The organism is Burkholderia lata (genome assembly GCF_902499025.1).
GTDB classification, from domain to species: Bacteria; Pseudomonadota; Gammaproteobacteria; order Burkholderiales; family Burkholderiaceae; genus Burkholderia; species Burkholderia lata_C.
In genome coordinates this window covers 1-20,234 of sequence record NZ_CABVPW010000036.1, presented here as the reverse complement: position 1 = coordinate 20,234, position 20,234 = coordinate 1, and the positions used below count along the sequence as shown (strand labels likewise).

Sequence of the window (20,234 nt, the reverse complement as noted above, 5' to 3'; positions counted from 1 at the left end):
TATTATGCATTAAGATTCCGCCATTTGCCATAGACCGCCCGCCCCCGCTTCCCGCGGCAGGCCGCGCGGGCGCCCCGTCATGAACCTGATCGCCCTCAACAAACCGTTCGGCACGATTTGCCAGTTTTCCGCACACGAGACGCGCCCGTCGCTCGGCGACTGGGTAAAAACGCCCGGCGTCTACGCGGCCGGCCGGCTGGACGCGGACAGCGAGGGGTTGCTGCTGCTCACCGACGACGGCGCGCTGCAGGCGCGCATCGCCGAGCCGCGCCACAAGCTCGTCAAGCGCTACTGGGCGCAGGTCGAAGGCGCGCCGGGCCCCGCCGACCTGAAGGCGCTCGCGCGCGGCGTCGACCTCGGCGACTATGTGACGCGTCCATGCCGCGCCGAATTCATCGAACCGCCCGACACGCTGTGGCCGCGCAATCCGCCGATCCGCTACCGGGCTGCGATCCCGACGACGTGGATCGAACTCGCGATCACCGAAGGCAAGAACCGGCAGGTGCGCCGGATGACGGCGGCCGTCGGCTTCCCGACGTTGCGCCTGGTGCGCGTCGGCATCGGCTCACTGGATGTATTCGCGCTCGGCATTGCACCGGGAGAAACAATCGCACTGCCGCCGCGCGCACCGTGGGACGGTTTCGCGCCCGCCGGATGACGAATTCGGGACGCGCGAATTTTTCGTCATCTTTTTCGTCAACCGCCTGCGAAGATCGCGCGTTAAACCACGCAGATGCCAACCTTAGCTATCCGGCATTGGCAGCTGAACCCGTGTTTGCGTCACGAAAGCGACGTTTTTATCGAATACGATTCGGCGCCCGCAGCGCAATGAGAAATTTCTCGAAGCGTCTGTCAACCGAAAGGTGGATGGCACCGTTAGACGACATGACTCCTATTGCCGGGTCATTTGGTTAATTAACTAAAGCTGAGGAACACAACATGAACAAACTGATCGCCGCTCTGGTCGCTGGCCTCTTCGCAACGGCTGCTTTCGCACAAGCATCGGCTCCGGAAGCTGCTCCGGCTGCTGCTGAAGCTGCTTCGGCACCGGCTAAGCACGCTGCTAAGAAGCACCACGCAGCTAAGAAGCACCACAAGGCATCGAAGAAGGCTGCAGCAAGCGACGCAGCAGCACCGGCAGCTGCTTCGAACTAAGTAAGCTGGCTGTAATAACGCAGTCAAGAACACGCAGTCTTGCCGTTCTTACGGCGTTGAAAGGCAGATCACCGCAAGGCGATCTGCCTTTTTCTTTTTTGTGCCCGTCAGCACGCATCGCGTACCATGCGGGTCTTGTTTTCCAGATAGGAGCCTTGCTGTGCAATTCTCCCTGCGCTCGTCGCTCGGCCGCCTTGCGCGCGCCGCCGTGTTTCCCGCCGCGCTCGCCGTCATGGCGTTCGGCATGCAGGCCGCCAGCGCGCAAGTGCCGCCCGGCGCCAAGCAGCCGAGCGAATTCCCGCGCGTGAAGCTGCGCGCCGGCATGTACGTGATCGACGCGGCCGTCGCCGCGAACGACCCCGACCGCGAACAGGGGCTGATGTACCGTTCGCAGCTCGCCCCGAACGAAGGCATGCTGTTCGTGTTCAACGAGAACGCGGTGCACTGCTTCTGGATGAAGAACACGCTGATCCCGCTGTCGATCGCGTTCATCCGCGCGGACGGCACGATCACCGACATCGACGAGATGAAGGCCGAGACGACCGACAACCACTGCCCGCGCAACAACGGCGTCTATGCACTCGAGATGAGCAAGGGCTGGTTCGCGGCGAAGGGCATCAAGCCCGGCATGAAGCTCGAAGGCCTGCCGCAGGCCCAGTAACGGCCATCGCCGCGGCGTCGCGCCGCGCACCGACCGAAGCCGGCCGCCCGTTGCGCGCCGGCTTTTTTTTCGCCCGCCGGCGATGGCGCCCGACTTGATTCCACCGGTGCCGGCCGCATCTGCAAAAGCCACGCGCAAGCGCTATGCTTTAAGTCTCGCTTGTCCAGTTCGGGCCGGCACTGTCGGCCCGCTTATATCCGAACCTAAGGAGGTTCACGTGCCCCGCAAAACCCCCATCGAGCGCTATCGCAATATCGGGATCAGCGCTCACATCGATGCCGGCAAAACCACGACGACCGAGCGCATCCTGTTTTACACCGGCGTGAGCCACAAGATCGGTGAAGTGCACGACGGCGCGGCCACGATGGACTGGATGGAGCAGGAGCAGGAACGCGGCATCACGATCACGTCGGCTGCTACCACGGCCTTCTGGAAGGGTATGGCCGGCAACTATCCGGAGCACCGGATCAACATCATCGACACGCCCGGGCACGTCGACTTCACGATTGAAGTCGAGCGCTCGATGCGCGTGCTCGACGGCGCATGCATGGTCTACGACTCGGTCGGCGGCGTGCAGCCGCAGTCCGAAACCGTCTGGCGCCAGGCCAACAAGTACAAGGTGCCGCGCATCGCGTTCGTCAACAAGATGGACCGCATCGGCGCCGACTTCTTCCGCGTGCAGCGGCAGATCGGCGAGCGCCTGAAAGGCGTCGCCGTGCCGATCCAGATTCCGATCGGCGCGGAAGATCATTTCCAGGGCGTCGTCGATCTCGTGAAGATGAAGGCGATCGTGTGGGACGACGAAAGCCAGGGCGTGAAGTTCACGTACGAGGACATCCCGGCGAACCTCGTCGAGCTCGCGCACGAATGGCGCGAGAAGATGGTCGAAGCCGCGGCGGAAGCGAGCGAGGAACTGCTCGAGAAGTACCTGCACGACCATGAGTCGCTGACCGAGGACGAGATCAAGGCCGCGCTGCGCAAGCGCACGATCGCGAACGAGATCGTGCCGATGCTGTGCGGCAGCGCGTTCAAGAACAAGGGCGTGCAGGCGATGCTCGACGCGGTGATCGACTACCTGCCGTCGCCTGCCGACGTGCCCGCGATTCTCGGCCATGACCTGCACGACAAGGAAGCGGAACGTCATCCGAACGACGAGGATCCGTTCTCGTCGCTCGCGTTCAAGATCATGACCGATCCGTTCGTCGGCCAGCTGATCTTCTTCCGCGTGTATTCGGGTGTGGTCGAATCCGGCGACACGGTGCTCAACGCGACCAAGGACAAGAAGGAGCGGCTCGGCCGGATCCTCCAGATGCACGCGAACGAGCGCAAGGAAATCAAGGAAGTGCGCGCGGGCGACATCGCGGCGGCCGTCGGCCTGAAGGAAGCGACCACCGGTGACACGCTGTGCGATCCGGCTCACCCGATCGTGCTCGAACGCATGATTTTCCCGGAGCCGGTGATTTCGCAGGCCGTCGAACCAAAGACGAAGGCCGACCAGGAAAAGATGGGCCTGGCGCTCAACCGTCTCGCTCAGGAAGATCCGTCGTTCCGCGTGCAGACCGACGAAGAATCCGGGCAAACGATCATTTCGGGGATGGGCGAGCTTCACCTCGAAATTCTGGTCGACCGGATGAAGCGTGAATTCGGCGTGGAAGCGACGGTCGGGAAGCCGCAGGTCGCGTATCGCGAGACGGTGCGCACGCCGGCGAAGGACGTCGAAGGCAAGTTCGTCAAGCAGTCGGGCGGGCGTGGCCAGTACGGGCATGCGGTGATCACGCTCGAACCGAACCCCGGCAAGGGCTACGAGTTCGTCGACGCGATCAAGGGCGGCGTGATTCCGCGCGAATACATTCCGTCGGTCGACAAGGGCATCCAGGAAACGCTGAAGAGCGGTGTACTGGCGGGCTATCCGGTCGTCGACGTGAAGGTCACGCTGACGTTCGGTTCGTACCACGACGTCGACTCGAACGAAAACGCGTTCCGGATGGCCGGCTCGATGGCGTTCAAGGAAGCGATGCGCCGCGCGAAGCCCGTGCTGCTCGAACCGATGATGGCCGTCGAGGTGGAAACGCCCGAAGACTTCATGGGTAACGTGATGGGCGACCTGTCGAGCCGGCGCGGCATCGTGCAGGGGATGGAAGACATCGCGGGTGGCGGCGGCAAGCTCGTGCGCGCCGAAGTGCCGCTCGCGGAAATGTTCGGCTATTCGACGTCGCTGCGTTCGGCCACGCAGGGCCGCGCGACCTACACGATGGAGTTCAAGCAGTACGCGGAAACGCCGGCCAACGTATCGGAAGGCGTGATCAGCGCGAAAGTGAAGTAAGTACGAGGCGCTCGCGCGCTGCCGCATGCAGGCAAGGCCCGTCCGGTTCCGGACGGGCCTTTTTTCATTCGCGCGCACCGTGCGCGCGGCCTATTTTGATCGTCACGCCCGGCATTTTTTTCGCGTGCCACAATGCATCGCGATTCGTCAGATGGAATGATCCCGATGCCGCCCACCCCCGCCCTGCGCCGCCTGCTGATCCTCTATGCCGGCCTGATCGCCGCGAACGCCGCCGTCTGGCTGTGGGCGCTCGCCGTGTTGCGCGATCATCCGCTGCTGCTCGGCACCGCGGCAATCGCTTACGGGCTCGGGCTGCGTCATGCGGTCGACGCCGATCACATCGCCGCGATCGATGTCGCGACGCGCAAGCTGATGCAGGAAGGCCAGCGTCCGGTGAGCGTCGGGCTGTTCTTCTCGCTCGGCCATTCGACGATCGTGATCGCCGCGACGCTCGGCATCGCGCTGACCGCGTTCGCGCTGCGCGACCGGTTCGATGCATTCCGCGAGATCGGCGGCACGATCGGCACGGCGGTGTCGGCCACCTTCCTGCTCGTGCTCGCGTGCGTGAACCTGGTGATCCTGCGCGACGTGTGGCGGCGCTATCGCGGCACGCGCGGGCACGCGCACGATGCCGTGCATGTGCACCGTCCTGCCGGGCTCGTGTCGCGGCTGCTGCGGCCGCTGTTCCGGTTCGTGTCGAAGAGCTGGCACATGTATCCGGTCGGCGTGCTGTTCGGGCTGGGTTTCGATACTGCAACCGAAATCGGCCTGCTCGCGATCGCCGCCGCGCAGGCGAGCCAGGGGCTGCCGATCTATACGGTGATGCTGTTTCCAGCGCTTTTCACCGCCGGCATGACGCTGATCGACTCGACCGACAACGTGCTGATGATTCACGCGTACGGGTGGGCGATGGACGATCCGCAGCGCAAGCTGCTCTACAACGCGAGCATCACGTTCGTGTCGGCGGCCGTCGCGCTGGCGATCGGCGGGATCGAGGCAGCCGGCCTGCTGGCCGACAAGCTGTCGCTGACGGGTCCCGTGCGCGATGCGCTCGACGCGGTCGGCGAACGCTTCGGCTCGATCGGTTACGGCATCGTCGCAATGTTCCTCGTCTGCTGGATTGCGTCGATCCTGTTCCATCGCTGGCAACGCGCGGCCGACGCGCCGGCGCGCTGAACATAGCTCAGACGTTTCATTCCGGAAACAAAACGCCCCCCAAAGACGTTGCATGCACCGTCGCGCGATCGCTTGCGCCTTGCGCGACGAGCGCTAGCGGCCGGTGGCACGAATCTCGCAGATAGGGATTCGCACGGCGGGCCCGCATGCCGTTCCGCGATCGCGGCTGGCGTCCAGCGCCCGCCCGAAAGCGATCGGCTGCCGACAGGACTACGAACCTTTACCGGCCCCCTGCACCACACGTAGATCGCCGCGCGGCGACGAGGCATCGCGCGCATGGGGAGGCCATGATGCTCAAGACGAAACAACCGTTCCGTACGCCGGGACGGCGCTATCGCGCAACCTTGTTCGCCGCAGCCGCGTTCGCGTGCTGCTGCTCCTATGCCGTCGCACAAGACGCGACACCGGACGCCGCGGCCGATGCAGTGGCCAACGCGGACGCCATCATGACACTGGTCGACGACGCATCGCCGTGCGCAGCCAATCCGGCTGCGTGCGCGGTGCACGTCTTCGCCGGTGGGCATGTCGGCGGTAATGGCGCGGGCACGAACGGCAATGGCAGTGGCAGTGGCAGTGGCAGCGGCGGCAGCCCCGGTGGCGGAAATGGCAATGGCGGCGGCAGCGGCAACAACGGGAACGGTACCGTCGGACCTGCTGGCGTCGGCGGAACGACAAGCGGAACATCCGGCGGCACGAGTGGCTCAGGCGGCTCGGGTCGCGGAGGGAATGCGTCTGGCAGCGGGGGGTCGGGTGGTGGTACTTCCGGTGGCGGTACTTCAGGCGGCGGTACTTCAGGCGGCGGCACTTCCGGTGGCGGTACTTCAGGCGGCGGTACTTCAGGCGGCGGCACTTCTGGTGGCGGTACTTCAGGCGGTGGCACTTCCGGTGGCGGTACTTCCGGTGGCGGCACTTCCGGCGGCGGCACTTCCGGTGGCGGTAGTTCCGGTGGCGGTACTTCAGGCGGCGGTACTTCCGGCGGCGGTACTTCAGGCGGCGGTACTTCAGGCGGTGGCACTTCCGGTGGCGGTACTTCCGGTGGCGGTACTTCAGGCGGTGGCACTTCCGGTGGCGGTACTTCCGGTGGCGGTACTTCCGGCGGCGGCACTTCCGGTGGCGGTACTTCCGGCGGCGGCACTTCCGGTGGCGGTACTTCCGGTGGCGGAGGTCATGGCGGACACGGTGGCCATGGTGGTGGTGACGGCGACGGCGGTGGTCACGGCAACGGCGGCCATGGCGACGGTGATGGCGGTGGTCACGGCAATGGTGGCCATGGCGATGGTGACGGCGGCGGCCACGGCAACGGCGGCCATGGCGACGGTGATGGCGGCGGGCACGGCAACGGTGGCCATGGCGATGGTGACGGCGGCGGGCACGGCAACGGCGGCCATGGCGACGGTGATGGCGGTGGCCACGGCAACGGTGGCCACGGCAATGGTGACGGCGGCGGGCACGGCAACGGTGGCCATGGCGATGGTGACGGCGGTGGGCACGGCAATGGTGGCCATGGCGATGGTGACGGCGGTGGGCACGGCAGTGGTGGCCATGGCAATGGTGACGGCGGCGGCCACAGCAACGGTGGCCATGGCGATGGTGACGGCGGCGGGCACGGCAACGGTGGCCATGGCGATGGTGACGGCAGCGGGCACGGCAATGGTGGCCATGGCGATGGTGACGGCGGCGGGCACGGCAACGGTGGCCATGGCGATGGTGACGGCGGCGGCCACGGCAATGGTGGTGGCCACGGCGACGGTGACGGCGGCGGCCACGGCAACGGTGGTGGCCACGGCGACGGTGACGGCGGCGGCCACGGCAACGGTGGTGGCCATGGCGACGGTGACGGCGGCGGCCACGGCAACGGTGGTGGCCGCGGCAATGGCAACGGCGGCCAGGGCAACGGTGGCCACGGCAACGGCGGTGGCAACGGCAATGGCAATGGCAATGGCAGTGGCGGCGCCGGCAATGGCGGGGCCAACGGTGTCGGCAACGGCCATGGCACCGGGACCGGCAATGGCGGCGGTCACGGCAACAGCGGATCGTCCGGAGGCAACCACTGACCTGCCGCGTTGCCCGGCCGGGTGTCGTCAGAGCATCTCGAGCGCGCGCTTGCTGCGTGGCGGACGGAAGTAGGCGTCAAGCTGCGCGCGCTCGTCATCGCTGAACATGAAATCGAGCGCGGCCCGGTTGTCGCGCACGTGTTCGAGCCGCGACGCCTTCGGGATCGCGAAAACGCCCGGCTGCGCGAGCACCCATGCGAGCGCGACGCGCATCACCGACACCCCGCGCTGCCGCGCAATCTCGTCGAGCGGCGAATGTTTCGGCAGCCGCCCGTGATCGACCGGACTGTAGGCCATCGCCGGCATCCGGTGCTCGGCGAGCCACGGCAGCAGGTCGAACTCCGGGCCGCGCCGCGCAATGTTGTAAAGGATCTGGTTGGTCGCGCACGCTTCGCCACCGGCTTCATCGACGAGTTCGGCCATGTCGGCCGTATCGAAGTTGCTGACGCCCCAGTGACGGATCTTGCCCGCGCGCCGCAGCGCCTCGAAGCCTTCGACCGTCTCCTCGAGCGGCACCGAGCCGCGCCAGTGCAGCAGGTACAGGTCGAGGCGATCGGTACGCAGGCGCTTGAGGCTCGCGTCGCACGCGGCGACGACACCGCGCCGGCTCGCATGGTGCGGATAGACCTTGCTGACGAGGAACACGTCGTCGCGCAGGCCCGTGAGCGCCTCGCCGACCAGTTCCTCGGTCGCGCCGTCGCCGTACATCTCGGCCGTATCGACCAGCGTCATCCCGAGCGCGACGCCTTCGCGCAGCGCGGCGATCTCGTCCGCGCGCCGGGCGGGCCGCTCGCCCATTTCCCACGTGCCCTGGCCAAGCTTCGGAATCGTCTCGCCGTCCGGCAGGACGACCGTGGCGATCGTGTCTGTCATGCGTTCCTCGTTGCGGATTCGTGGCCGCGCACCGCGGCCCAGCCATGGAATACGACGCATCAGTGTAGTCAATCGGCGCGCGATTCACCTATTGCACGGCAAAAACCGGCTATAACGGCGCCACGTGATGACTTAGAATGGCCGCAATCAGATCGATACCCACTCCATGAAGGCATCCACGGACGACCGCTGGCAGGACCTGCGCCCCGACCCCGACAACGACACGCCGCTCTACCTGCAGCTCGCCCGCAAGCTCGGCGATGCGATCCACGACAACCGCTGGACGGCCGGCGAGGCATTGCCCTCCGAGCGCGTGCTGTCCGATGCGCTCGGCGTCTCGCGCATCACCGCGCGCAAGGCGATCGCGCTGCTCGTCGAGCAAGGCCTGATTCGCCGCACGCAGGGCGCCGGCAACTTCATCCAGCCACGCTATGAAGATCCGCTGTCGCGGCTGTCGAGCTTCAGCGAAATGCTCGAACGGCGCGGCTTCAAGCCGAGCTCGCAATGGCTCGCGCGCGAGATCCAGCCGGCGAACCGCGACGAAGTGATCCAGCTCGGGCTGTCGCCGGCCGCATCGGTCACGCGCCTGAAGCGCCTGCGCCTCGCCGACGGCATCGTGATGGCCGTCGAGAATTCGACGTTTCCCGCGACGCTGATCCCCGATCCGCAGGCGATCGGCGGCTCGCTGTACAGCTATCTCGAAGCACGCGGCACGCCGATCGTGCGCGCGCTGCAGCATTTCCGCGCGGTCAACGCGACTGACGAGATTGCCGAGCAGATGGGCATCGCGCCGCACGACGCGCTGCTGCTGATCACACGAATCGGCTATACATCCGACCAGCGCGCGATCGAACTGACCGATACCTACTGCCGCAACGACTACTACGACTTCGTCGTCGAGCTGCGCAAGTAACACCCGCCACGCCGCCGGCGCTCACAGCCAGCGCGCATCGTCGGTGCCGAGCGGCACGGGCGGGCGCGTCAATGAAGGTGGTGTCGCCGACAACCGCTCGGCCGGCCGCACCGCGTCGAGCGTGCCGAACGGCGACGCAATGCGCTCGATCCGGTCTCTCACGTCAGGGCGCGCGAAATCGGGCGCCTGCAGGCCGTCCGGCACGATACCGAACGACTGCAGCCAGCGTCCCGTCTGCGCGAGCGACAGCCGCACGTGCCAGCTTCCCCCCTCTCGCGCCCGGCGCACGAGCGCGATCATCGCACCGAACGCCGCGAGATAGCCGGTTGCGTGATCGAGCGCCTGGCACGGCAGGTGGCGAGGCCCGTCCGCGTGCGCGGCCTGCTGCTCCTGCCACGCGATCCCGCTCGCCGACTGCACGAGGCTGTCGAAGCCACGCCGCTGCGCCCATGGCCCCGCGTGCCCGTACGCGGATATCGATACGTACACGATGCCGGGCCGCCGCGCCGCCAGCGCGTCCGGCGCGAAGCCGCGCGCCGCGAGCGCGCCGGGCCGGTACGACTGCAGGAACACATCCGCGTCGCGTGCGAGCGCGTGCAGCGTATCGATACCCGCCGCGTCCCGCAGGTCGATCCACGTCGAACGCTTGCCGCGCCCGTTGTCGATCACGAGCGGCGCAATGTTCGGCAGGTGCGGGCCGTTGACGAGCAGTGTCTGTGCGCCGTGCGACGCCAGCGTGCGGCCCGCGACCGGCCCCGCGATGATGCGCGTGAGATCGAGCACGCGCACACCGGCGAGCGGCTGGCTGGCTTCGCCGCGGCCGATCGGCTCGACCGGCGCGTCGCCGATCCGCTCGATCTCGAACAGCGGCAGCGATGCAATCGCGCGCGCCTGCTCGAGCGACGCCCACTCGTCAGGTGTTCTGATCAATGCGGCGCACAGTCCGGCCTCGGCCAGTGCGGTATCGAGCGCGGCGCCGTCCCGCGTGCGGATCGCCGCCGCAACGTCGTCCCGCTGCGCGCCGCAGCCGAGTACGTCGAGAATCCCGATCAGGTGATGCGGGAAGTTCGCGTGCAACTGGATCCAGCGTCCGTCGCCCGTCTCGAAGAAACCCGTCACCGGATGACGCAACTCCGGCGGCGGACCATCGTCCACGCGCAGGTAGCGCTCGCTGCGGAACGCGATGAGCGCGTCGCGCACCGACACGTCGACGGATTGCGCGATGCCCGTGCGAAGTCGATGGCATTCGGCCGCCGCAAGCCCGGCTGCCGCTACCGTCGCCGCGGCCAGCGTGCCGACCCGGAACGTCGACGGCAGTGTCGGATCCTGCCCTGTCACGGTCGCACGGGCCAGCGCGTCGAGGTCGCCGTGTGCGAGCCGCCACAGATGCGTCAACGCGAGTTCGGGTGTCATGGCGGAATGGGCGGTGGGGAGACAAGATCGAGTCTAGAAGTCGCGGCAGTCGCGAGCAATCCTGATTGCGCGAGCCAGCGCCTCACGCACGGTCGAAGCGCCGGTGCGTCTCCTGCGCCCCCGCCGGAGCGGCCAGCACCCCATCCCCGGCGCGCTGAGAGCCTGCCGGCATCGCCGGTGCCGGCGGGCTCCCTCCATGCGCCCGTGAACCGCAGCCTGCTGCACTCGCTGCCGCGTTGCACAACCGGGCGCCGCTGCCGGCAAGCGGCCAAAGTGCGTCGGCTCGCCCGCCGCCGTGCCGACGCGAAACGCTTGGGCGGCATCGCCGAACGGTCGCTCGATCAACGCGTATCGGAGCCCGGCTCGCCGATCACGCAGATCGCCGATAACCGCACGGCTGGCCGGATCGCGCATGCGCTCGAACGATGCGCGGTCAGAACGCCGATCCAGCCCCGAGCGTGCTAAGTCGGCAGCGACGCGGGCGCGTGACGCCGGCCGTCACGCCACGCGGCGAGCGGCCGCCACCACGCCTGCGCGGCGCGTCTGGCCGCCACCTCGACAGGACCGAACGCAAACGTCGCACTGTGCGACTCCGCGCTGACCCATACGCGCATGCCGGGCATCAGCATCAGCGAATCCCCGACGCCGAGCCAGTGATCGTCGTGCCGCCCCTCGATCGTCACCCAGACCTCGCCGTCGGCTACCTCCAGCGAGGTGCGATCGACGATCCGCCACCGACCGGCCGGCTCGTCGCCGTCGATCACATAAAGTCGCAGTTCGCGCATGGCAGCCTCCTGGTCGCACGGGTCCGATGGCATCAGTATTTCGGACAGTGGCAGCACACGGACAGATACGGCTGCAGACACTTTCGGCTGAACTGTACTGGTCACTCGACGAGGACGGGCACCCGCCGGCCGGACTTCGCGGCGCCCTTGCGCGGAACCTGCACAGCGCGATGGCTTTCCCTACAATGTCGGCTGTCCCGCGCCATCATCCCGCCCCCAATGTTCCAGCGCCCGCCTGCCGCCGCCCCCGGCGAAAAGAACCTCACCGTGATGCTGTGGCTCGTCGCAACGGGCTTCTTCATGCAGACGCTCGATTCGACGATCGTCAACACGGCGCTGCCGTCGATGGCCGCGAGCCTCGGCGAATCGCCGCTGCGCATGCAGTCGGTCGTGATCGCGTACTCGCTGACGATGGCGGTGATGATCCCCGTGTCGGGCTGGCTCGCCGATACCTTCGGCACGCGGCGGGTGTTCTTCAGCGCGATCCTGGTGTTCTCGCTCGGCTCGCTGCTGTGCGCAAACGCGCATACGCTGACGCAGCTCGTCGCGTTCCGCGTCGTGCAGGGCGTCGGCGGCGCAATGCTGCTGCCGGTCGGGCGGCTCGCGGTGCTGCGCACGTTCCCGGCCGAACGCTACCTGCCCGCGCTGTCGTTCGTCGCGATTCCCGGCCTGATCGGCCCGCTGATCGGGCCAACGCTCGGCGGCTGGCTCGTGAAGATCGCGTCGTGGCACTGGATCTTCCTGATCAACGTGCCGGTCGGCGTCGCGGGCTGCATCGCGACCTTCTACTCGATGCCCGATTCACGCAACCCGGCCGTCGGCCGCTTCGACCTGAAGGGCTATCTGCTGCTGACGATCGGCATGGTCGCGATCTCGCTGTCGCTCGACGGCCTCGCCGATCTCGGGATGCAGCACGCGGCCGTGCTCGTGCTGCTGATCCTGAGCCTCGCGTGCTTCGTCGCATACGGGCTGTATGCGGTGCGTGCGCCGCAACCGATCTTCTCGCTCGAGCTGTTCCGGATCCACACGTTCAGCGTCGGGCTGCTCGGCAACCTGTTCGCGCGGATCGGCAGCGGCGCGATGCCGTACCTGATCCCGCTGCTGCTGCAGGTGAGCCTCGGCTACTCGGCGTTCGAGGCCGGGCTGATGATGCTGCCGGTGGCGGCGGCCGGGATGTTCTCGAAGCGGATCATCACGCGCCTGATCACGCGGCACGGCTACCGCAAGGTGCTGCTGGCGAACACGATCATGGTCGGCGTGATGATGGCGAGCTTCGCGCTGATGCACGACACGGTGCCCGTCTGGGTAAAGGTCGTGCACCTCGCGCTGTTCGGCGGCTTCAACTCGATGCAGTTCACCGCAATGAACACGCTGACGCTGAAGGATCTCGGCACGGGCGGCGCGAGCAGCGGCAACAGCCTGTTCTCGCTCGTGCAGATGCTGTCGATGAGCCTCGGCGTCACGGTCGCGGGCGCGCTGCTCGCGACGTTCACCGGTATGCTGCGCACCGTGACGCCGAGCAATACGCTGCCGGCGTTCCATGCGACGTTCATCTGTGTCGGCATCATCACGGCAGCTTCCGCATGGATCTTCGCGCAGCTCGCGCCCGAGATCCGCAGCACCGCGCGCAAGACCGACCCGTCCGAGCGCGCCTGACGCACAAGCCTGACGCACAACACGCAGCACGCGCCGAACCGGGTCGGCACGCACCATTACGGTGCAGCGCGGCCCCGCGATGCGCATTTGAAACGCCTGCAATACCCGGCGGCCCGACCGCGACGCGCCGCCGCACGGGGTACGATGCCGTGCACGCTTCTTGCTCGCCTATTCTCTAGGTAAACTGGCAGTCTTCCTTCGGCCGACATCATGAGCATGATCGAAATCGATCCCCCCGGCTTTCAGCCGCCCCGCCCCGTCGCCGGCGACGACGGGAACCGGCGCACCGTGCTGTACGGCGGCTACACCGTGTTCAGCGTGTTCCAGCCCGTTTTCTCGGTGTCGCACCGCCGCGCGATCGGCTATCACGCGTCGCTGCGCGCGCACGACGAGGAAAGCCGCCAGGTGGCGTCGCACGAGGTGTTCACGCAGGCGGCGCGGCGCGGCGACCTGCTCGAGCTCGGCCGGCTCGCCGAATCGCTGCATCTCGGCAACTTCCATGCGTTCGACAGCCATGACGAATGGCTCTTCCTGAGCCTGCATCCGGCCGCGTTGATGGACACCGTCTACAGCGACGCGATGCTCGCGAACCTGAAGGCGCTCGGGCTGCCGCCGCACCGCGTGGTGCTCGAGGTGCCCGAGCAGGCGGGCGGCGAGACGCCGCGCTACGCGGCGATCGTCGACGGGCTGCGCAAGGCCGGCTTCCTGATCGCACTCGTCGGGTTCGGCGCGAAACATTCGAACATCGACCGCGTGTGGCACCTGCATCCCGACATCGTCACGCTCGACCGCGGCATCCTCGCGCAGGCGAGCGAGCACTCGCATCTCGAACGCGTGCTGCCGGGGCTCGTGTCGCTGCTGCACGAATCCGGGCAGCTCGTGCTGATGGGCGGGCTCGCGACCGAGCGCGACGCGCTGATCGCGCTCGAGTGCGACGTCGATTTCGTGCAGGGCCAGTACTTCGCCGGGCCGAGCGTCGAACCGGTGCAGCCGCAGGCTGCCGCGGGCTGCATGGATACGCTGTCGGCCGCGTTGCGGCTGCGCGTCGCGGAACGCGAGCGCACGCAGGCGGAACGGCTCGCGCCGTACGTCACGGCGCTCGAGGAAGCGAGCCGCAAGCTCGGCGCGGGCGAACCGCTCACCGACGCGGCAGCGGTGGTACTCGGGCTGCCCGAGACCGCGCGCTGCTTCCTGCTCGACGCATCGGGGCGGCAGATCGGCGACAACGTGCTCGCACGCGGCAGCGTATCGCAGCGCGCCAAGCGTTTCCGGCCGCTGCTGCATTCCGAAGGCGCGAGCTGGGAGCGTCGCCCGTACTTCATCGACGCGATGCGCGCGCCGGGCCGCGTGCACCTGACGCCGCCCTACCTGTCGATCAACGAGGCGCACCTGTGCGTGACCGCGTCGATCGCCGCGCCGGTCGCGACCGGCATGCAGGTGCTCTGCGTCGACATCAACTGGGAAGCGGCACTCAACCGCGAGTGAACGCGCCGCCGCACCGGCCTTCTCATGCGGCAGCGGCGGTCTTGCGTACGATCAGCCGGTGTACGCGCTTGCCGGACGACGCGCTGACGACCTCGTGCTCGTCGATCACCAGCGTACCGGCGCCGAGCGCCGCCCGCATCCGCGCCGAATCGAGCGGCGTGTAGAGGCGGCCGCGCTCGTCGCGCAATGCCCCGTTTCCGGCCACCCGCCAGCTCATGTACAACGTGCCGCCCGGCATCAGCAGCTCGGCCAACCGTGTGGCTGCGGCCGCCGCTTCCGCCTGTTCGAGATGCATGACGACCGTTTCGCACAGTACGTTGCGAAACGCGCCGGACGGCACGCCGGCCAGCGCCGGCAGCGCGGCCAGCTCGAAGGTGAGGTCCGGATGGCGGCGCCGCGCCTCGTCGAGCAGCGCGGCGCTCGCGTCGTAGCCGCGCACGTCGAAGCCGCGCGACGCGAGCCAGGCCGTATCGCGCCCGGCTCCGCAGCCGACATCCGCGGTCGGTCCCGGCGAGAAATGCTGCTCCAGCAGCGCGTACATGTCGTCGGGCGCAGCCTGGTCGAGCCAGTCCTGCGCGTATTGCGCGGCATGGGCGTCGTACGCATCGAGAGTCGGGCGATCCACCATGGTGACAGCTCCGCAAAGGCGTCGTATGACGCACCCCGCATCTTAGCCGTTGAACACCCCGTGCGGCATCACGCACGCTCGCACCGTGCGACGGGTTGCGCGGCCTACGCGGCCCGCACGTCGCCCGCGCGCAGCGCCTGCGCGGTCAGCTCGGCCCACAGCGCCTCGCCGCGCCAGGCAGGGCGCACCGCTGCACGTTCCGCATCGTGCACGAGCGCACACAGTCGCGCATTGACGGGCGCCTGCGCGCCGAAGTGCGCGGCCAGCTTCACGACCTCGCCGTTGATCCACTCGACTTCCGTTGCCCGCCCCGCCGCAAGATCGTCGGACATCGACGAGCGCGCGAGCGGGTCGATCGCGAGCATCCTGCCGCCGAGCACGCGAAAAGCGGCATCGGGCAGGTCGAGCACGGCCGGGATCCACGTGGCCGGCAATGGCGTCAACCGCGCGGGCCGGATCGCGGCCCGCGCCAGCCAGTGCAACGCTTCGCGCTGGGCGAGCGCGACGCAGCGCCGGTACGCGCGTTGCGCGAGTTCGTCGCGCAGCGGCAGGTTCGCGAGCGCGTTGACCGCGTTGTTCAGGTTGAGCAGCAGCTTTGCCCACTGCACGGCCCGCATGTCGCGATGCAACGCGAGCGGCAGCCCGGCGCGCACGAATGCACCGGTGAACGGCTGCAGCGCGGGGGACGCATCGGCCGCGAGCGCGCCGGCCGAGCCCTGGTGAAACGCACCGGGCGCGCGCTCGATCACGTTGAACGGCACCATGCCGGCCAGCACGGTTGCGCCCGGCAGCGCTTCGCGCAGCACGTCGGCGTTGTGCAAGCCATTCTGGAAGCTGATCACGATCGTGCCGGGCCGCAGCACGCCGGCAAGCTGCGCCGCAGCCTCATGCGTCGCGGCCGATTTCACCGCCACGAGCACGAGCCGCGCGGCCGCCGCAGCCGCCGGATCGGTCGAGAACGCGACATCGGCCGGCGCAAGCGTCGCGCGATAGCCGCGCTGGTCGGTCAGCGTCAACCCGTGCCGATGAAGCGCGTCGCCGATCCGTGCGCGGCCGACGAGCGTCACATCCGCACCGGCCGCCGCGAGCCGTCCACCGAGATAGCAGCCGACGGCGCCCGCGCCGAACACGCAGACCGATGCGTCAGACATGCGAATGCGCGCCACCGTGCACGGGGCCGGCCCGCCGCTCGACTTCACGGCGCACGTCGCCGCGCAACCCCGCGAAGAACGCGACCTCGGCGACGACGAACAGCGGCCCGACCATCAGGCCGACCAGATCGTCGACGAACGCGGGCTTGCGCCCCTCGAACCAGTGCCCGACGAACTGCACGATCCAGCCGACCACGAACGCGCCGATGCCGATCGCGAGCCATTGCGCGGTCGGCAGCAACGCAAGCGCTTGCGCGGCCCACAGGCCGAGCGCGAACAGCGCGGTCATCACGATCCCGAACCGCAGGTCGAGGCGCAGGTAGAACACCGCGAACGCGACGGCCAGCAGCAGCGCCGGCGACAGCGCAATGCCGCCCAGCATCCCGAGCGCCGGCCGCGACAGCAGCACCTCGGCCGCGAACACGATCATCGGAATGCCGACCAGATGCGTCGCGATGTTGCGCGCGTCGCGGTGGTAGGCCGCATACTGGGAAAGATGGTCTTCGAGCGTCTTCATCGCGTCTCCTGGTCGGTGGTTGAGCGCTATGATGCGCGTCACGCCCGAGAACCTCTGTCAGCTACCCGACATCGCGTGCCCATGCCCTCTTCGCTCGCCCCGTACCTGCCGCAGATCGAAGCGAACCCGTGGTTCGCCGCGCTGCCGCCCGCGTTGCGCGCGGATCTGCTCGGCCGCGCGGCGCTGCGCCGGCTGCCGGCCGGCCATGCGCTGTTCCGGCGCGGCGACCCGCCGTGCGGGCTGTACGCGGTACTGGCCGGTTCACTCACGATAGGTGCGGTCGACCCACAGGGCAAGGAAGCGCTGCTGACGGTCGCCGAGCCCGTCACCTGGTTCGGCGAAATCGCGCTGTTCGACGGCCAGCCGCGCACGCACGACGCGATCGCACTCGACGACGCGCTGCTGCTGCACATCCCGCAGACCGCGCTGCTCGCGATCCTCGACGCGACGCCGCAATACTGGCGGCAATTCGCGCTGCTGATGGCGCAGAAACTGCGCCTGAGCTTCCTGACCGTCGAATCGATGAGCGTGATGCCGGCCGCGCAGCGGCTCGCCGCCCGCCTGCTGATGATCGCCGACGGCTACGGCGGGATCAGCGCCGGCCGCACCCGCATCCGGCTGTCGCAGGAAAAGCTCGCGGCCATGCTGTCGCTGACGCGGCAGACCACCAACCAGTTGCTGAAGGCGCTGCAGGCCGACAGCGTCGTGCGGCTGCACGTCGGCGAAATCGAACTTGTCGACGTCGATGCGCTGCGGCGCGCGAGCGGATTGCCCGACGGCATCCGCTGAGCCCCGGCACGACCGCCCCGCGGCCTCCCCGCCGTCGCTGCGTTGCGCTATCGTGGCGGCACGTCCGTCCATCCGCCCGCACTGCCTTGAGCACGTCGACCGCCTCCGCTCCCTCCCGCCATCCGTGGCCGGTATTCGTCGCGTTCCTGCGGCTCGGCCTGACATCGTTCGGCGGCCCGGTCGCGCATCTCGGCTACTTCCGCACCGAATTCGTCACGCGGCGCGGCTGGCTCACCGAGCGCACGTATGCGGATCTCGTCGGGCTGTGCCAGTTCCTGCCGGGGCCCGCGAGCAGCCAGGTCGGGATGGCGATCGGCCTCGCGCGCGCCGGCTACGCAGGCATGTTCGCGGCGTGGCTCGGCTTTACGCTGCCGTCTGCGTTGCTGATGATGCTGTTCGCGCTCGGCGTGCACGCGACGGGCACGCCGATCGAAGCCGGCGCGCTTCACGGGCTGCGCATCGTGTCGGTCGCCGTGATCGCGCAAGCCGTGTGGGGCATGGCACGCACGCTGTGCCCGGATGCGCGCCGCGTCACGCTGATGGCCGCGGCCGCTTGCGTCGCACTGCTCGCGCCGGCCGCGTGGACGCAGGTTGCGGTGATCGTCGCGGCCGGGTTGGCCGGCCTCGTGCTGCTGCCGCAGCCGCCGCGTGGCGCACACGATCCGTTGCCGCTGCACGTGTCGCCCCGCGCGGGCGTGCTGTGGCTCGTGCTGTTCGCGGCGCTCCTCGTCGTACTGCCGTTCGCGGCCCGCGCGCTGCGCTCCGACACGCTTGCCGTGGTCGACGCATTCTTCCGCACGGGTGCGCTCGTGTTCGGCGGCGGGCACGTCGTGCTGCCGCTGCTGCAGGCGGCCGTCGTCGCGCCCGGCTGGGTCGGCGATGCGGCGTTCCTGGCCGGATATGGCGTCGCGCAAGCCGTGCCGGGGCCGCTGTTCACGTTCTCGGCGTTCCTCGGCGCGTCGCTGCGCCACGCGCCGAACGGCTGGCTCGGCGGCGCGATCGCCCTGGTGTCGATCTTCGCGCCGTCGTTCCTGCTGGTGGCCGGCACCGCGCCGTTCTGGGAGCGCCTGCGCCGCAGCACGCGGATGCAGGCTGCGCTCGCGGGCGTGAACGCGGCCGTCGTCGGGCTGCTGCTCGCCGCGCTCTATCACCCGGTCTGGACCGACACGATCGCGGCACCGCGCGACCTGGCCGCCGCGCTCGTCGCATTCGTCGCGCTGGTGTTCTGGCGCGTGCCGCCGTGGGCCGTCGTGATCGCGAGCGCGGCGCTAGGCTGGGGGCTCGGCGTCCTGGCCTGACCGGGCACGCGCGGCCGCTCCACGTCGACAGAAAACAAAAAAGCCCTCGAAACGAGGGCTTTTTTTGCTGGGTGCCGCGCGCCGTCGCGGCGCGCAGGCGCCGGACCTTACGCGAAGTTCTTCGCTGCGAAGTCCCAGTTCACGATGTTCCAGAACGCTTCGACGAACTTCGGACGTGCGTTGCGGTAGTCGATGTAGTACGCGTGTTCCCACACGTCGATCGTCAGCAGTGCCTTGTCGGCGGTCGTCAGCGGCGTTGCGGCGTTGCTCGTCGACACGATGTCGAGCGAACCGTCAGCCTTCTTCACGAGCCATGCCCAGCCCGAGCCGAACGTGCCGACTGCGGCCTTCGTGAACGCTTCCTTGAATGCGTCGTACGAACCCCACTTCGCGTTGATCGCATCGCCCAGCGCGCCCGTCGGTGCGCCGCCGCCGTTCGGCGACAGGCTGTTCCAGAAGAACGTGTGGTTCCAGATTTGCGCGGCGTTGTTGAAGATGCCGCCCGACGACTTCTTCACGATCTCTTCCAGCGACAGGTTTTCGAATTCCGTGCCCGGGATCAGATTGTTCAGGTTCGTCACATAAGCCTGATGGTGCTTGCCGTAGTGGTACTGGATCGTCTCGAGCGAGATGGTCGGCGCGAGTGCGTCTTCAGCGTACGGGAGCGGCGGGAGCGTATGAGCCATGGCGATTCCTTCGTTGAGTATGTAGGGAGGCTGTGTTGGATGCTGCCGAGCGTCCGATTGTAGGCGAGGACGAATAACCCCGCAAACTCACGGGCCATTTATCCGCGGTATGCGGAAAAGCGATGTTGACGCAACGTCCGGCAGGACGACCCGGCGTTGCGCAGCATCCGTTCCTGCGCGCGATTTGCCCGTTACGCGCCCTGCGCTGCGCTCGCGCCGGTTACGTCAGATCGTATCGGTCAGGCGCGGCTGCACGTCGGCGAGCGACACGTCGGCCGAGCCTTCCGCGAGATGCACGGTCAGGCGGCGCTGCGGCTTCAGCGCGTTCGGCGTGCGCACCGCGCGGCCCGTCTGTGCATCGATCAGCGCCGCATAGCCGCGCTCGAGCGTGCGCTGCGGGCTCAGCACCTCGAGCCTTGCCGCACAGGCTGACACGCGAGCCGTGTCGCGTTCGTGACGGCGCTGCAACGCCAGTGCAAGACGCTGCGACAGCCCCGCGAGCGCCTGGCGCGCCTGCGACGGATCGGGCCGCGCGCGCTGCCAGCGCAGCTGCGCGAGGGCGAAACGCGCACGCGCGTCGCGCACCGGCCGCGACGCCGCCGATGCAAGCCGCACCGCGAGCTGCTCGACGTGCGTGCGCTGGCGCTGCAGCCGCTCGGCCGGGCTCACCA

At 68.3% G+C, this 20,234-nt stretch carries 19 protein-coding genes; 11 read left to right on the top strand and 8 right to left on the bottom strand.

Annotated elements, in window-relative coordinates; genetic code table 11:
- The first annotated feature begins 79 nt into the window (after positions 1 to 79).
- The 6 genes from BDI24065_RS30235 (at position 80) to BDI24065_RS41195 (ending at position 7,369) form a co-directional block, all read left to right on the top strand.
- Positions 80 to 658 carry a pseudouridine synthase gene (locus BDI24065_RS30235; protein WP_175034323.1) on the top strand — a complete coding sequence of 193 codons (579 nt, stop codon included), beginning with the start codon at positions 80 to 82 and terminating at the stop codon, positions 656 to 658.
- A 281-nt stretch (positions 659 to 939) separates the two neighbouring features.
- Complete coding sequence (locus BDI24065_RS30230) at positions 940 to 1,155, top strand: hypothetical protein (RefSeq protein WP_011352970.1); 216 nt, start codon at positions 940 to 942, stop codon at positions 1,153 to 1,155.
- Positions 1,156 to 1,315: 160 nt separating this feature from the next.
- Positions 1,316 to 1,816: a DUF192 domain-containing protein gene (locus BDI24065_RS30225; RefSeq protein WP_011352971.1), complete on the top strand. Its 501-nt coding sequence runs from the start codon at positions 1,316 to 1,318 to the stop codon at positions 1,814 to 1,816.
- Between the two features lie 217 nt (positions 1,817 to 2,033).
- Positions 2,034 to 4,139 (top strand): elongation factor G, encoded by a 2,106-nt coding sequence (gene fusA / locus BDI24065_RS30220; protein ID WP_175034322.1) that lies wholly within the window; start codon positions 2,034 to 2,036, stop codon positions 4,137 to 4,139.
- A gap of 165 nt (positions 4,140 to 4,304) precedes the next feature.
- Positions 4,305 to 5,315, top strand: coding sequence for a HoxN/HupN/NixA family nickel/cobalt transporter (locus BDI24065_RS30215; RefSeq protein WP_175034321.1), 1,011 nt, complete (start codon positions 4,305 to 4,307; stop codon positions 5,313 to 5,315).
- A 290-nt stretch (positions 5,316 to 5,605) separates the two neighbouring features.
- Positions 5,606 to 7,369 carry a hypothetical protein gene (locus BDI24065_RS41195; protein WP_254609883.1) on the top strand — a complete coding sequence of 588 codons (1,764 nt, stop codon included), beginning with the start codon at positions 5,606 to 5,608 and terminating at the stop codon, positions 7,367 to 7,369.
- Between the two features lie 27 nt (positions 7,370 to 7,396).
- Here the strand turns inward: BDI24065_RS41195 and BDI24065_RS30205 are convergent, their stop codons facing one another.
- Positions 7,397 to 8,242 (bottom strand): aldo/keto reductase, encoded by an 846-nt coding sequence (locus BDI24065_RS30205; protein ID WP_175034319.1) that lies wholly within the window; start codon positions 8,240 to 8,242, stop codon positions 7,397 to 7,399.
- Positions 8,243 to 8,408: 166 nt separating this feature from the next.
- Between BDI24065_RS30205 and BDI24065_RS30200 the strand changes: the two genes are divergently transcribed.
- Positions 8,409 to 9,155, top strand: a complete 747-nt coding sequence (locus BDI24065_RS30200) for a GntR family transcriptional regulator (RefSeq protein WP_011352976.1) — start codon at positions 8,409 to 8,411, stop codon at positions 9,153 to 9,155.
- Positions 9,156 to 9,176: 21 nt separating this feature from the next.
- Here the strand turns inward: BDI24065_RS30200 and BDI24065_RS30195 are convergent, their stop codons facing one another.
- A complete protein-coding gene (locus BDI24065_RS30195) occupies positions 9,177 to 10,568 on the bottom strand; it encodes a CoA transferase (RefSeq protein WP_175034318.1) in 1,392 nt (463 codons plus the stop codon).
- 461 nt (positions 10,569 to 11,029) lie between these two features.
- Positions 11,030 to 11,353 (bottom strand): DUF2917 domain-containing protein, encoded by a 324-nt coding sequence (locus BDI24065_RS30190; RefSeq protein WP_175034317.1) that lies wholly within the window; start codon positions 11,351 to 11,353, stop codon positions 11,030 to 11,032.
- Positions 11,354 to 11,572: 219 nt separating this feature from the next.
- On the opposite strand from BDI24065_RS30190, the gene mdtD reads away from it, so the two are divergent.
- Complete coding sequence (gene mdtD / locus BDI24065_RS30185) at positions 11,573 to 13,009, top strand: multidrug transporter subunit MdtD (RefSeq protein ID WP_175034316.1); 1,437 nt, start codon at positions 11,573 to 11,575, stop codon at positions 13,007 to 13,009.
- Between the two features lie 210 nt (positions 13,010 to 13,219).
- Positions 13,220 to 14,494 (top strand): EAL domain-containing protein, encoded by a 1,275-nt coding sequence (locus BDI24065_RS30180; RefSeq protein WP_175034315.1) that lies wholly within the window; start codon positions 13,220 to 13,222, stop codon positions 14,492 to 14,494.
- A gap of 22 nt (positions 14,495 to 14,516) precedes the next feature.
- Here BDI24065_RS30180 and BDI24065_RS30175 read toward each other — a convergent pair whose 3' ends face one another.
- From BDI24065_RS30175 to BDI24065_RS30165, 3 genes are all read right to left on the bottom strand, one after another.
- A complete protein-coding gene (locus BDI24065_RS30175; protein ID WP_175034314.1) occupies positions 14,517 to 15,122 on the bottom strand; it encodes a methyltransferase domain-containing protein in 606 nt (201 codons plus the stop codon).
- A gap of 104 nt (positions 15,123 to 15,226) precedes the next feature.
- A complete protein-coding gene (locus tag BDI24065_RS30170) occupies positions 15,227 to 16,273 on the bottom strand; it encodes a 2-dehydropantoate 2-reductase (protein WP_175034313.1) in 1,047 nt (348 codons plus the stop codon).
- Positions 16,266 to 16,790 carry a DUF962 domain-containing protein gene (locus BDI24065_RS30165; protein ID WP_175034312.1) on the bottom strand — a complete coding sequence of 175 codons (525 nt, stop codon included), beginning with the start codon at positions 16,788 to 16,790 and terminating at the stop codon, positions 16,266 to 16,268. Before BDI24065_RS30165 ends, BDI24065_RS30170 begins: the two co-directional genes overlap by 8 nt.
- Before the next feature lie 81 nt (positions 16,791 to 16,871).
- Between BDI24065_RS30165 and BDI24065_RS30160 the strand changes: the two genes are divergently transcribed.
- Entirely contained in the window at positions 16,872 to 17,579 is a 708-nt protein-coding gene (locus BDI24065_RS30160) for a Crp/Fnr family transcriptional regulator (RefSeq protein WP_175034311.1), read from the top strand.
- A gap of 86 nt (positions 17,580 to 17,665) precedes the next feature.
- Positions 17,666 to 18,877, top strand: coding sequence for a chromate efflux transporter (chrA, locus tag BDI24065_RS30155; protein ID WP_175034310.1), 1,212 nt, complete (start codon positions 17,666 to 17,668; stop codon positions 18,875 to 18,877).
- Positions 18,878 to 18,984: 107 nt separating this feature from the next.
- Here the strand turns inward: chrA and sodB are convergent, their stop codons facing one another.
- The gene (gene sodB, locus BDI24065_RS30150; protein ID WP_011352986.1) at positions 18,985 to 19,563 is read right to left on the bottom strand and encodes a superoxide dismutase [Fe]; all 579 of its coding nucleotides are present in this window, start codon (positions 19,561 to 19,563) and stop codon (positions 18,985 to 18,987) included.
- Between the two features lie 225 nt (positions 19,564 to 19,788).
- Positions 19,789 to 20,234, bottom strand: a 446-nt coding sequence (locus BDI24065_RS30145; RefSeq protein WP_302479480.1) for an exodeoxyribonuclease VII large subunit, incomplete at its 5' end; no start/stop codon positions are given.